Source organism: Pseudomonas sp. FSL R10-2964 (assembly GCF_009600035.1).
Taxonomy (GTDB): Bacteria; Pseudomonadota; Gammaproteobacteria; order Pseudomonadales; family Pseudomonadaceae; genus Aquipseudomonas; species Aquipseudomonas bubulae.
Window position 1 is genome coordinate 1 of record NZ_WIWH01000019.1, and the last position, 13,456, is coordinate 13,456.

Sequence of the window (13,456 nt, forward strand, 5' to 3'; positions counted from 1 at the left end):
CCATCTTGGCCTCCTGGCTTTAATGGCGGTGTATTTTACAGAAAATCGTATTTCTTGGGTTTACGTACAGAGCCTAGCGCCGGGCAGGAGTTCAAGTTGTCGGACCATGACGCGACCTTGCGCCTGATCCCGCAAACCGAGGTCGATACCCAGCCCCGGGTAGCGGACGATCAGCACGTTTATCTTGCCGAGCGCTCCGTGCTGGAGGGTACGCCGTCAATGTCCAAGCACTGGTACCTGTTCGAAAACCGTGATGCATTGCTCGAAGCAGCCCAGTCAGCCAGCGCCGCGACCGTAATTGTCGGCATCGACAACAGCTACCAGTTACTTGAGCTTGCACAGCAGTTGCACGACTTGCGCGAACATTGCGGGCCGCAGTTGAAGATCGTTGTGCGCGAAATGGAACCGTCGGTGCGCTACCGCGATGAACGTCTGTTGCTGGCCTGCGGGGCCAACCTGATCGTTCCCGACGGCACCCTGCTCTCACGTTTTCTGAGCATGATTGAAAGCATTCAGGGGCAGCGCTGGCAGTACACGCAGAACATTAATTTCAAGACCCTCCTGGAACGTCAGCGCCCGCCGCAAATTCGCGGGCTGGTGAGCCCCCGTGATTTCTTCGAAGCCGTTGCGCAGATCTACCAGGACAGTTCGGGTGAGGTAACCCACCAGTTGATGAAGTTCGAACCGGTGCCCGGCATTGGTGAGGAACTGTTCCTCAATCAGATGTGCCTGCGTCGATTCGGCGACTTTGCCTGCCTGCTGGATGGCGAGCTTTACCTCTTTCTGTTTGCCTGCCGCGCTGACGGACTGGAACCGGCACTGGGCAATGTTTGCCGCCTGCCCTGGCGCGACATGTTCAGCCAGCGCCGCATGCTCAGCGGGTTGTCCGATCTGCCGGCTGACGCCTTTATTAAAGCTGGCGCCGTGCCTGCACACTTGCATATCCCCGTCGAGACCCATGCGACGCAAGCGGTATCTGCTACGGGTGAACGTGCGCCGTTAAATCCGCAAAGATTCACCCTGCCTATCAGTGAGCCACAGTCATGACGTTCCTTGAGCTAATCGATGTCATTGCATTGACCTGTGTGGTGACCGTACTGCTGACGCTGTTCTGGCAGCGCATGCGGATGTACTTGAAAAGTCATTTCGAGCAGTACCTCTCTCCCCGCTATTTGAAATCGTGCGGCGTTCGCCGTCGCATGCCAGCCAGCCCTGCTCAGAGAACGCCTGATGAGTCTGTTTAAGTCTGACGCACCGGCGCACAAAATTGCCGGATCCTGGAGCGGCCTGGGCGCCTGGAACCTGTATTTCCTGGCCAAGTTCCTGCTGGCCTGGACGGGGCATCTGAACATCCAGATTTTGCCCAACCTGATATTTGCTGCCGTTTTGCTGATTCCGATCGCCAACCCGGCGCTACGCCGTTTGCGCACCCTGATTGCCATTCCGGTGGCCGTGGCCCTTCTGTACCAGGACACCTGGTTCCCGCCCTTCAGCCGCCTGCTGGCACAACCCGGGGTGTTGAACTTTTCGTTCGACTATATCGTCGAGCTGCTGGGGCGTTTTATCGACTGGCAAGTGTGCGCCCTGTTGCTGTTGCTGTTTGTCGGCTACCTGTTCCTGAACCAGTGGCTGCGCCTGACCACCCTCACCCTGCTGGGCTTTGCCTGGTTGGGCATGGGCAATCTGCAGTGGTTGTTGCCACCTTCCGTGCAACCGCAAATGGCCGGCGCACAGACTGCCACGGGCGCGCCGACCGTCAGCGCAGGCGAGCCCGACGACGCGACGCTCAATGGCTACCTGGAGAAGTTCTATCTCAACGAATCCACGCGCAAGGTCGAGTTCAAGGAACCGGCAGTCAAGCCGCCCCCGTTCGATCTGCTGGTGATCAATATTTGTTCCATGGCCTGGGACGACCTGGATGCCGTGGGCTTGCGTGACAACCCGTTGTTCAGCCAGATGGACGTGATATTCGACAACTTCAACTCGGCCACCGCCTACAGCGGCCCCGCAGCCATTCGCTTGCTGCGCGCCAGTTGCGGCCAGACCTCCCATGCGCAGTTGTACAAACAACCGGCGGATCAGTGCCTGTTGTTCGATGACTTGCGCAAGCTGGGCTTTTCCAATGAGCTGATGCTTAACCACACCGGTGAATTCGACGGTTTCCTGCAGGAAGTGCGTGAACAGGGCCAGTTGCCTCCTCCGGCTCTGGGTGTTGTACCCGCAGGCCTGCCGCGTACCTATGTCGGTTTTGATGGCTCGCCGATCTGGCGCGACCGTGATGTGCTGAGCAAGTGGTGGCAGCACCGCATGACTGAAGACTCACCCAATATGGCGCTGTTCTACAACACCACCAGCCTGCACGACGGTAACCGCCAGGTGCAGTCCGATGGCGGCACCCAGGCCGCTGACTACCGCAGCCGGGCGCAGATCCTTCTCGACGATCTTAATGCCTTCCTTAAAGAGCTGGAAAAAAGTGGCCGTCGCGTCGTGGTAGCCATCGTCCCTGAGCATGGCGCAGCGCTGCACGGTGACCGCATGCAGATAGCCGGCATGCGCGAAATCCCCAGTGACTCCATCACCCATGTACCGGTGGGTATCAGGCTGATCAATATGGGCGACAACGCGCAAACCCAGCCTATCCACGTCAGTGAACCCAGCAGCTACCTGGCCGTGGCAGAAATCATAGCTCGCCTGTACGCCGATCCGGCGCTGAGCAATGGCCAGACCGTGGACTGGTCCAGGCTGCTCACCGATCTGCCGAAAACCGCGAAAGTATCGGAAAACTCAGGGACCGTAGTACTCGACTACAACGGCAAACCTTATGTGCGAATCAAGGAGAACGGCGGATGGCTGCCTTACCCACAGCGGTTCAAATAAGCGCCGATATCCTTTCGCGCAAAGAACGGGCCGATGATATTGCCCGGCTTAAATCCATGATGGAGCTGCATGCCCTGGAATATGTCGATGTGTCGGCACACATGGAGCTGTTGCAGGCCTTTGAGCGCTGGCCGTTGCTGGCCTATCTAGAGGCGCAGTACAAGCAGCCCCCGTTGCTGGCCAAGGACACGGAGCAAACCCCATGATCAGCATGAGTTTGCGTGGCGTGCGGGGTGGCGTGGGCACCAGCTCAACCCTGGCGGCCCTTGGCCATGCGCTGCATGAGCTGGGGCAGAAAGTGCTGCTGGTGGACATGTGCCCGGAGAACTCCCTGGGCCTGCACTTCAATATGGACCTTGCCCCCCGTGAAGGCTGGGCGCGGGCGACCCTTGACCGGCAACCCTGGCACGAACACGCCTGGGTGGTAGAGCCAGGCCTGTGCGTGCTGCCCTATGGCCAATTGAAGCCGAGCGAGCTTTTTGCCCTCGATGCCCTGCTGATTGAACAGCCAAAGCTCTGGAGCCAGCGCCAGGCTGCGCTGGCGAACGCGTTTGACTGGATACTCTTCGACCTGCCGCAACGCTTGCCTGGGCATATGACCAACCCGCACTGCGCACTCTCGATGATGGTTACCAACGCCGATGCTGCCTGCCATGTGCTGTTGCAACCGCAGCTGACGCAGACCCCGCTGTTTCTGGTCAATCGCTTCGATGCCGCCAGCCAGTTGCAGCGCGATCTGCTGCTGATCTGGCAACAGCGTTATGCCCATGCACTGGTGCCAGTCAACCTGCATGCCGATGAAGCCATGGCCGAGGCCCTGGCCAGAAGCGAGCCTGCCGGGCGCTATGCGCCCTCCAGCCTGATTGCCCTGGACATTATCAGCCTGGCCAGTTGGTGCCTGCTGCGCGGCAGGAGGCTTGAATGATCAGGCGTTGGTTCCCCTATACACGATTGCGGCGGGAGCAGAACTGCACCCGTTTTACCGCCTTCACCCTGGCGCTGATTCAAGCGCTGGGCTGGATCTTCCTGCGCCTTGAATCACCCCGCTGGCAAGCCTTGCGCGAACAGCACCGGCGCCTGTATCCGCACCTGGCGGACAAGCCCTCGACCATCGGTGACCCGCTACGCTACACGGTGCAAACCCTGTGGCTACTGCTGGTGCGAACGCCCAACCAGGACCAGATCGGCCGGCAACGCTTCCGCCAGCGCACGGCCAGCTTTTTCTCGGCCTTGCTGATGATCGTGCAACGGCCATGGAACCTGCTGTCCAATGCCTTTGCCCGCTTGCCCACCACCCTCAGCCCGCAAGTCACCAAAGGCTCGCACTGGTGGGACAACATTCAATGGCCGCTGCGCAAGGGCCTGTATATCGCCATGGGCGTACTGGCCCTGGCGTTGATTGTGCTGTGCATTACCGAACCGTTCGGTTTCCTTGCGCAACTGGTGTTTGTCGTCTTGCTGTGGATGCTGGCCATGCTGGTCCGGCGCATGCCGGGGCGCTTCCCTACATTATTGCTGATCGTGCTCTCGGTCATCGTGTCGTGCCGTTATCTGTGGTGGCGCTATACCTCGACCCTGAACTGGAACGACACCTTCGATCTGGTCTGCGGCCTGACCTTGCTGGTGGCCGAAACCTATACCTGGCTGATCCTGTTGCTGGGTTATGTGCAAACCTCATGGCCGCTCAATCGCAAACCGGCACAGCTGCCGGCAGACACCGATCAGTGGCCGGTAGTGGATCTGCTGATTCCCACCTACAACGAAGAATTGTCGGTTACCCGTGGCACGGTGTATGCGGCGCTGGGTATCGACTGGCCGAAAGACAAGCTGCGCATCCATTTGCTCGATGACGGTAACCGCCCAAGTTTCAAGACCTTCGCCGAGGAAGTGGGTATCAACTACATCGCCCGCACCGACAACCGTCACGCCAAGGCGGGTAACCTCAACCATGCCCTGAAATTGCTCGACGGCGATCTGGTGGCGATTTTCGACTGCGACCACATGCCTGCCCGCTCCTTCCTGCAATTGACGGTTGGCTGGTTTCTGCGCGATCCGAAACTGGCGCTGGTGCAAACCCCGCACCACTTCCTCTCGCCGGATCCGTTCGAGCGCAACCTGGGTACTTTCCGTAACCGCCCCAACGAAGGCGAGCTGTTCTACGGACTGATCCAGGACGGCAACGACATGTGGAACGCCGCGTTCTTCTGCGGCTCCTGCGCCATACTGCGGCGTACCGCAATTGACTCCATCGGCGGTTTTGCTGTCGAAACCGTGACCGAAGATGCCCATACCGCCTTGCGTCTGCACCGCAATGGCTGGACCTCGGCCTATCTGCGTATTCCGCAGGCGGCGGGGCTGGCGACCGAGAGCCTGTCGGCGCATATCGGCCAGCGCATCCGTTGGGCGCGGGGCATGGTGCAGATTTTCCGCACTGACAACCCGCTGTTGGGCAAGGGCCTGACGATCTTCCAGCGCATCTGCTACACCAACGCCATGATGCACTTTCTGGTGGGACTGCCGCGGCTGGTGTTCCTCACTGCGCCCCTGGCATTCCTGTTCTTCCACGCTTACATCATCTACGCCCCGGCGGCGATGATCCTGTTGTATGTGCTGCCGCACATGATCCACGCCAGCCTGACCAACTCGCGGATGCAAGGCGCCTACCGCCAGACATTCTGGGGCGAGGTGTATGAAACCGTGCTGGCCTGGTACATCGCACGGCCGACCACGGTGGCCTTGTTCAGCCCGTCACGGGGCAAATTCAACGTCACGGCCAAGGGCGGCATGATGGAGGAAAACCAGTTCGACTGGCAGACCGCCAAGCCCTATCTGATTTTGTCGGTGTTGAACATCCTCGGCCTGGGCTTTGCCGTCTGGCGCCTGTTCTATGGCCCCAGGGATGAAATCTTCACCGTGATCGTCAGCGTCCTGTGGGTGATCTACAACCTGCTGATCATCGGGGCTGCGGTTGCAGTTGCCGCGGAAGTACGCCAGGTGCGCAACACCCACCGGGTACTCGCGCGCTTGCCGGGGGCGGTGAAACTGGCTGACGGGCACAGCTACCCTTGTGAGCTGGTGGACTACTCCGACGGTGGCGTCGGCCTGCAACTGAGCCAGGCTCTGCAATTGCCCGTCGGCACGCCGGTTTCACTGATTCTGCAACGCGGCAACCGCGAGTTTGTATTCACCGGCACCCTGACCCGTTCCAGCGAACGTTTTATTGGTCTCAGCTTTGCCCGGTTACCGGCCGAAGAAAAAATTGCCTTCGTGCAATGCACCTTTGGCCGCGCCGATGCCTGGCTTGATCACAACAGCGGTTTTGAAGCCGACAAGCCGATCCAGAGTCTCAAGGAGATCCTGGCCCTGGGCATCAAGGGTTATTACCGCCTGTATGAATACCTGCCGGCGTGGGTCCGCGTGTTGGCAAAACCTTTCCTGCACATCTTTCAGTGGCTGGGCAGCTTTTTGCCGCGCATGCCCACCTCCACCCCTCTTATTTCCCGGCCAGTGAGCAGATCATGAGTCGTATAACCAAAAAAACCATTTTCGCCAGCCTAGCGCTGATGACCTTCGCCTCACAGCTGATGTCGGCCCCCCTGCCTTTGCCGGGGAGCTCACCAGTGGCCGAAACGCTGCCAAAACCTGCATTTGCACAAACCGATCAGGTACTGCCAAGCTGGCCGGTGACCTATACCTTTGAGCAACTGGGGCGCCCCGGTGACTCCCTGCTGCTGGGTATCAACAGCGCCGACCAGGTGGAATTCGGCATGCGCCGGGACCGCATTGCCAGCGACGCCAGCCTGCAGCTGGAATACACGCCCTCGCCTTCGCTGATCCCGACGGTTTCCCATATCCGGGTTTACCTCAACGATGTGCTGATGGGCGTGCTGCCGATCGAGAAGGACCAGTTGGGGCGTAAAACCACGCAAAAGATGGCCCTTGATCCGCGACTGATTTCGGACTTCAACCGCGTACGCCTGGAGTTTGTCGGCCATTACACCGAATTCTGCGAAGACCCGGCCAACAGCACCCTGTGGGTCAATATCAGCCGTGGCAGCAGCATTACCCTGCAGGAACAGGCGCTGAGCCTGCAAAACGATCTGGCGTTTTTCCCGCTGCCGTTTTTCGACCCGCGCAACAGCGGCAAACTCGAACTGCCGTTTGTCTTCGCGGCCAACCCGACCCTGGGCGAACAGAAAGCCGCCGCGATTCTGGCTTCCTACTTCGGTAGCCAGTCCAACTGGCGCGGGGCCAATTTCCCGGTCGTGTTCGATACCCTGCCAGGCGTGCAAGACAAGGATGCCGTCCAGCCCACCGTGGTGTTTGCCACCAACGATCACCGCCCTGCATTTATGAGCGATCTGGAGAAATTCCCGGCCGTGACCGCGCCTGTGGTCGAAATGATCAACCACCCTGATGCGCCTTACAGCAAAATCCTGCTGGTCATGGGTCGCAACGAAGAAGACCTGGCTACAGCCGCCAAGGCCCTGGCCCTGGGCGGCAACCTGATGCGCGGTTCCCGTGTGACCATCGACAAGGTCCAGGAACTGCAACCGCGCAAACCCTACGATGCTCCGGCGTGGATGCGTACCGACCGCCCTGTGCGTTTTGCCGAACTGGTCAGTTACCCGCAACAACTGCAAGTCAGCGGGCTGGTGCCACGCGCCATCACCCTGGACGTCAACCTGCCGCCTGACCTGTTTGTCTGGCGCAACCAGGGTATCCCGCTGCGCACCCAGTACCGCTACACCGCGCCGTCGGCCAATGATGATTCGCGCTTGAATATCAGCCTCAATGACCAGTTCCTCACCAGCCTGCCATTGCTGCGCAAAGACACCAGCAACCTCGAAGAACTGCGCCTGTCGGTGCTGTCCAACGACTCAGCCAACGTCAATGACAAACTGATCGTGCCTTCGCTGAAAATTGGCGACCGTAACCGTCTGCGTTTCGACTTCAACTTTGCCAGCACCATGGGCAGTTCACAGAAAGATCGCTGCCAGACCATCCTGCCGGCCAACACCCAGGCAATTATCGATGAGGACTCCACCATCGATATGTCCGGCTACTACCACTACATCAGCATGCCGGACCTCAAAGCCTTTGCCCGCAGTGGTTTCCCGTTCAGCCGCATGGCCGACATGTCCGAATCCATCGTTGTCGTACCCAAAGACACCACACCGACACAAATCAGCACCCTGCTTGAAACCGTGGCCAGCATTTCTGCGCGTTCCGGCTACCCGGCGTTCGGCTTGCGCCTGACCGATGACTGGCAATCCGCCTCCAAGGAAGATGCCGACCTGCTGGTACTGGGACAAATGGCACCAGACCTGCGCGATAACCCGGACTTGAGCGTATTGCTGCAACGCCAGCGTGACATGCTGGTACAGCCACATGGCACCACCGGTATTGATGCCAACATTCGTCGCACGCCGTCGACCGACGCACGCAACGTGCCAGCCAACAAGGTGGAAGTCACAGCGCAGGCCCCGATTGCAGCTATCCTGGGCATGCAGTCCCCGACCCATAACCAGCGCAGTGTCGTGGCAATGTTGGCCAATGACGATGCAGACTACAACTTGTTGCGCGAAGTCCTCGGTGACAGCGGCAAGCTGGACGCAGTAGCGGGCTCCGCGGCACTGATCCGCAGCAGCGGTGTTTACAGCCAACTGGTGGGTGACCAGTACTTTGTTGGCAACCTGCCATGGTACCTGTTGCTGTGGTACCAGCTCTCCGAGCACCCGGTGCTACTGACCGTGCTGGCCGTGATCAGCGTTCTGCTCAGCGCCTTCCTGCTGTGGCGTGCCTTGAGCTGGGCGGCCAACCGTCGCCTGAACAAGCATGACTAACGCCATGAAGCGACTGGCGGCACTTACCCTGAGCTCGACCCTGGGGCTATTGCCTCAGGTGGCGAGTGCGCAATCCTGTGACTGGCCCGCCTGGGACAGTTACAAGAAGGCCATGATGAGCAGCGACGGGCGGATTATCGATGGCTCGTCGGCGCAAATGATCACCACCTCGGAAGGTCAAAGCTACGGGTTGTTTTTTGCCTTGCTGGGCAACGACAAAAAGAGTTTTGCGAGGATTCTCGAGTGGACCCGCAATAACCTCGCCGGTGGCAGCCTTGAGGCTCATCTGCCAGCCTGGCAATGGGGTCTGGCAAAAAACGGCAAGTGGCAGATCCTGGACAGCAACAATGCCAGCGATGCCGACCTGTGGATCGCCTACAGCCTGCTCGAAGCCGGCCGGCTGTGGCAGTGGCCCGAGTATGTCGCGCTTGGGCAGAACATGCTCTGGCGCAGCGCTGCGCAAAGCCTGCGCAAGCTGCCCGGGCTGGGCCTGATGCTGTTGCCCGGGGATGTGGGTTTTGACAGCCCCAAGGGTTGGCGCCTGAACCCCAGCTATTTGCCACCGCAACTGTTGGCCCGTTTTGCGCGTATATCACCGATCTGGGCCGAACTGGCGAGCAACCAGCAACGCATGCTGATAGAGACTTCGCCCAAAGGCTTTGCCCCGGACTGGCTGCAGTGGAAAGCCGGTGGCGGTTGGGCACCGGACAGCAAGGAGGGTTCGCTGGGGGACTACGATGCCATTCGCGTCTACCTGTGGGTTGGCATGCTGGCCCAGGACGCGGCCGGTCGCCAGCCACTGCAACAACATTTTGCGCCCATGGCCAACCTCACCCAAACCCTGAGCTATGTGCCAGAAAGCGTCAATGCCGTTACCGGCAAATACACCGGCACGGGGCCGGTAGGGTTTTCCGCCGCCATGCTGCCGTTACTGTCCAGCCTGGACTCCCCCGCGCTGGCGGTTCAACAGGAACGGATCAAGCAACAGCCGCCTGCGGCCGATGCCTATTACAACCAGTCACTGCTGCTGTTCGGCCAGGGCTGGGATGAACAACGCTATCGCTTTGACAAGGATGGGCAGCTTTTACCTTCGTGGATCAAAACATGCCAAAAATAACAACGTGGGCGTTCCTGCTCGGTGGGTTGTCCACTGCAGCCATTGCACAGCCGAGCACGGTGCAGGAGCAGCAACAATGGCTGCTGGAGCAGGTTCGGATCGGCGAAGCCATGTACCGCGAAGACCTGGTGCGTGACTCGCTGGCACGGCTGCAATTGATCTCACCCAACAACCCGCAAGCGTTGGTGGCGTCGATACGCCAGGCATTGCTGGAGAAAAACCCGGAGCTGGCCAGGCAGCGTCTGGCCCAGTTGCAAAATGTTGCCCCTGATTCGGCGGCACTGCGTCAGGCCCAGAGCCTGATGAAGCTGCAAGACCCACAAAGCCAGAAAGACCTGCAACAGGCGCGCCTGTTTGCTGCGGCCGGTCGTCCTGAAGAAGCCGTGGCGATTTTCGAGCGACTGTTTGGCAATGCCCCGCCGGATTTTGCCACGGCACTGGAATACCTGCGCATCCGCAGCAATATCCAGGGCCAGCGTGCACAGGTCATCGAGCAACTGCGCAGCCTGGACAAACAGTACCCGGGTAACCCCGGCCTGCGTCAAACCCTGGCCGACCTGTTGTTCCGCGAAGACCGTGCGCCAGAAGCCCTGATCGTCCTGCAGCAACTGGCCAAAGACCCGGTCGCCAGTAATGCTGCGGCTGAGCGTGAATACACCTACCTCAGCACATTGCCGGTGGATCGCACATCGGCACAGGCCTGGCAGGGCTTTATTGCGCGCTATCCAAATTCGCCGCTGATTGGCGAGGCCAATAAAAACCTGCAAAAGCAGCAAAGCCTGCTGAATGACCCGGCATGGACCGCCGGCGCCCAGGGCAAGCAAATGATCGACCAGTCGCGCAGCCCGGCAGCCGCCGAAGGCCTGCTGCGCCGCGCTCTAAAACAATACCCCGACGACCCGACCCTTTACGGTGCCCTGGGCATGGCGCAGTTTCGCCAGGGCCGCTATGCCGAAGCCAACAGCAACTTTGCCACCGCTCGCAGCAAAGAACAGGACACATCCAATATCAGCAAGTGGCAAGACCTGATGGACGCCAGCCGCTACCGCATGCTGCTCAGTCAGGGCGACAAGGCCCTTGAACAACATAACCCGGCAGCGGCGCGCACGGCCTTTACCCAGGCACGCAAGGCCAAGCCCGGCGATGCCGACCCACTCATAGGCCTGGCCAGCGTGGCCCAGGCCGAGCACAACGATATCCAGGCCGAAGCCTTGCTGTTGCAGGCCCGTCGTCTTGAGCCCGGCAATGGCAGTGCGGTGCGTGGGCTGATGCGTCTGTACAGCGCGCAAGACCCGCAAAAGGCCAAGGCTTTCCTTGATCGCCTGCCGCCTGCCAGCCAGAAGGAATTTGCCAGCCTGCGCCAGAGCATCGAACTTGACGAACTGAACCGTCAGGCCGATGCCGCTACCGAGCGCAAGGACTGGCCGCAAGTGGTCGCCTTGCTCAGCAAAATCCGTAACCTCAGCCCCGATGAGCCTTGGGTCACTTATCGTCTGGCCAACGCCCAGCGCGAAATCAACCAGCCGGGCGCCGCTGATGACAGCTTCAAACAGCTGATGACTCGTCAGGGTCGCAACCCTGAAGCGCTTTATGCCTACGCGTTGTACCTATCAAGTACCGAGCGCGATGCCAGTGCCTTGAGCGTTCTGGAACAACTGCCCAAGGCGCAATGGAGCGACTCCATGCGTGATCTTGATACGCGGCTGCAACGCAATGTACTGGTGGCCCGGGCTGAAAGTCTGCGCGCCGCCGGGCAAGAGCCGCAAGCGATTGCCCTGTTGATGCAGAACTCGGACAACGACGATCTGATGACCATCGCTGGCTGGGCCCAGGAGCGTGGTGACTATGAACAGGCGCAAAACCTCTACAGCCAGGTGCTGAAAAAAGAACCGGGCAACATTGATGCGCGCCTGGGCCAGATCGAAACCCTGATTGCCAGCAAACAGCTGCCTTCGGCTCGTCAGCAACTGACACAGTTTACCCCTGCCCCCGGCACGCCATTGACCCCTTCACAGCAACGTCGGGTAGCCAATGTCTGGGCCGCCGTGGGTGAGCCTGAAAAGGCCCAGGCCATCTATGCCCAATTGTTGCAATCACCGCAGGCTGACCCGCTGATGTATCGCGACGCGGCGCGGCTGATGTCGGCCAGGGAGCCGCAAAAGGCACTGGACTACTATGCCAAAAGCATGGCCGCCGCAGGGCTGATTACCCCTGAGCAAGGCAACCCCCGGGACAATCGCGCCATGACCATGGCCAGTCGTGAAAAGGACGATGACGAGTGGCTGGCCCGTAGCTTGCGCAGTGATGTGGACGAACTCTACCAGCGGCAAAATCCGACAGTTCATCTGTATACCGACTACGGCTGGCGTTCGGACGATGCTTCCGCCGGCACTTCGGACACCGACACCCGAACCACCATCCTGCAACTGGACCTGCCGGTGGCCGATGGCAGCGGTTTTCTGCGCGCAGAACAGTTGAATATGGATGCAGGAAAATTCGATGCCGACCCGGACGGACTCGTGCGCGAGAACTACGGCACCTGTGCTGTGGAGGTCAATCGCAAGGGTACCAATGGCCCTGACTTCTCTGGCTGCGATGAACGCTCGCAATCGGTCAACGGCACGATGATGGCGGCGGGCTGGAAAAACGAGGTGTGGAACATCGATATCGGTCGTACACCGGATAACTTCAAGGTACCCAACTGGCTGGGCGGCGTGGCCTACAGCAGCAAGATCGGCTCACTGGGCTGGACCCTGACCGGTTCACGTCGCCCGCTGAGCAACTCGATCCTGTCCTATGCCGGGGCTACCGATCCCAACACCGGTGTCACCTGGGGCGGCGTCACGTCCAACGGTGTGACCTTGAGCCTGAGCCACGACGAAGGGGGCGTAGACGGTGTATGGGCCAGTTTCGGCCAGCACTGGTTGCGCGGCAAAAACGTCGAAGACAACCACAAGAGCACGGCCATGGCCGGTTATTACTACCGTCTGGTGGAGCGCGCCGACGAACGTTTGCGCACCGGTCTGACACTGATGTATTGGGGGTATGACAAGGACTCGAGTGAATACACTCTCGGCCAGGGCGGTTACTACAGCCCGCAGAAGTACTATTCGATTGGTGTGCCGCTGAACTACGCCTTCCGTACCGCCAACTGGTCGGTGGCATTGGAAAGCTCGGTGAGCTGGTCGTATGCGAAAACCGATGCCAATGACCTTTACCCGCTGGACGGACTGAACAGCAAACTGCTGCAGCGGCTCGATGATGCTGGCTACCAGCTTGCCGACGGTCTGGGGCAGACCTCGGGCGGCAGCAGCACTGGCATTGGTTACCGCGTACAGGGGCTGGTAGAGCGCAGGCTGTCGGATCATCTGGTACTGGGCGGCGGAGTGCTCTATCAGCACAGCGATGACTATGCCCCGAGCCGGGCGATGCTCTACCTGCGTTATACCTTCGACGTGTGGCAGGGCAACTTGCCGATGCCGGTGCAACCGTTGATTCCGTATGCCGATTTCAGGTAATTGGCAAATCAGTGTGGGAGCGGGCTTGCTCGCGATCGGAGCGACGCGGTTTAACAGATAGACCGCGCCGTCTGCATCGCGAGCAAGACCGCTCCCAC

At 60.0% G+C, this 13,456-nt stretch carries 9 protein-coding genes; all 9 read left to right on the forward strand.

What is annotated here, in order from left to right:
* Nucleotides 1-54: 54 nt before the first annotated feature.
* The 9 genes from GHN92_RS12435 to bcsC are packed head-to-tail and all read left to right on the forward strand — an operon-like array spanning nt 55 to nt 13,358.
* On the forward strand, nt 55-1,047 hold the full coding sequence (locus tag GHN92_RS12435; RefSeq protein WP_256666460.1) for a BcsE family c-di-GMP-binding protein: 993 nt from the start codon (nt 55-57) through the stop codon (nt 1,045-1,047).
* Complete coding sequence (bcsF, locus tag GHN92_RS12440) at nt 1,044-1,244, forward strand: cellulose biosynthesis protein BcsF (RefSeq protein ID WP_095000196.1); 201 nt, start codon at nt 1,044-1,046, stop codon at nt 1,242-1,244. The genes GHN92_RS12435 and bcsF overlap by 4 nt, the downstream gene beginning before the upstream one ends.
* The gene (gene bcsG, locus GHN92_RS12445) at nt 1,231-2,877 is read left to right on the forward strand and encodes a cellulose biosynthesis protein BcsG (RefSeq protein WP_153380281.1); all 1,647 of its coding nucleotides are present in this window, start codon (nt 1,231-1,233) and stop codon (nt 2,875-2,877) included. Before bcsF ends, bcsG begins: the two co-directional genes overlap by 14 nt.
* Entirely contained in the window at nt 2,847-3,083 is a 237-nt protein-coding gene (bcsR, locus tag GHN92_RS12450; RefSeq protein WP_095000194.1) for a cellulose biosynthesis protein BcsR, read from the forward strand. Before bcsG ends, bcsR begins: the two co-directional genes overlap by 31 nt.
* Nucleotides 3,080-3,802 (forward strand): cellulose biosynthesis protein BcsQ, encoded by a 723-nt coding sequence (gene bcsQ, locus GHN92_RS12455; protein ID WP_095000193.1) that lies wholly within the window; start codon nt 3,080-3,082, stop codon nt 3,800-3,802. The genes bcsR and bcsQ overlap by 4 nt, the downstream gene beginning before the upstream one ends.
* The gene (bcsA, locus tag GHN92_RS12460) at nt 3,799-6,399 is read left to right on the forward strand and encodes a UDP-forming cellulose synthase catalytic subunit (protein WP_095000192.1); all 2,601 of its coding nucleotides are present in this window, start codon (nt 3,799-3,801) and stop codon (nt 6,397-6,399) included. Before bcsQ ends, bcsA begins: the two co-directional genes overlap by 4 nt.
* Nucleotides 6,396-8,723: a cellulose biosynthesis cyclic di-GMP-binding regulatory protein BcsB gene (gene bcsB / locus GHN92_RS12465; RefSeq protein WP_095000191.1), complete on the forward strand. Its 2,328-nt coding sequence runs from the start codon at nt 6,396-6,398 to the stop codon at nt 8,721-8,723. The genes bcsA and bcsB overlap by 4 nt, the downstream gene beginning before the upstream one ends.
* Nucleotides 8,724-8,727: 4 nt before the next feature.
* On the forward strand, nt 8,728-9,840 hold the full coding sequence (gene bcsZ / locus GHN92_RS12470) for a cellulose synthase complex periplasmic endoglucanase BcsZ (RefSeq protein ID WP_095000190.1): 1,113 nt from the start codon (nt 8,728-8,730) through the stop codon (nt 9,838-9,840).
* Nucleotides 9,828-13,358, forward strand: coding sequence for a cellulose synthase complex outer membrane protein BcsC (gene bcsC, locus GHN92_RS12475; protein ID WP_153380283.1), 3,531 nt, complete (start codon nt 9,828-9,830; stop codon nt 13,356-13,358). The genes bcsZ and bcsC overlap by 13 nt, the downstream gene beginning before the upstream one ends.
* The last annotated feature ends 98 nt before the right edge of the window (nt 13,359-13,456 follow it).

Coding starts and splice junctions, on each gene's coding strand:
- bcsF (WP_095000196.1), top strand. CDS start 1,044: ATGACGTTCCTTGAGCTAATCGATGTCATTGCATTGACCTGTGTGGTG.
- bcsG (WP_153380281.1), top strand. CDS start 1,231: ATGAGTCTGTTTAAGTCTGACGCACCGGCGCACAAAATTGCCGGATCC.
- bcsR (WP_095000194.1), top strand. CDS start 2,847: ATGGCTGCCTTACCCACAGCGGTTCAAATAAGCGCCGATATCCTTTCG.
- bcsQ (WP_095000193.1), top strand. CDS start 3,080: ATGATCAGCATGAGTTTGCGTGGCGTGCGGGGTGGCGTGGGCACCAGC.
- bcsA (WP_095000192.1), top strand. CDS start 3,799: ATGATCAGGCGTTGGTTCCCCTATACACGATTGCGGCGGGAGCAGAAC.
- bcsB (WP_095000191.1), top strand. CDS start 6,396: ATGAGTCGTATAACCAAAAAAACCATTTTCGCCAGCCTAGCGCTGATG.
- bcsZ (WP_095000190.1), top strand. CDS start 8,728: ATGAAGCGACTGGCGGCACTTACCCTGAGCTCGACCCTGGGGCTATTG.
- bcsC (WP_153380283.1), top strand. CDS start 9,828: ATGCCAAAAATAACAACGTGGGCGTTCCTGCTCGGTGGGTTGTCCACT.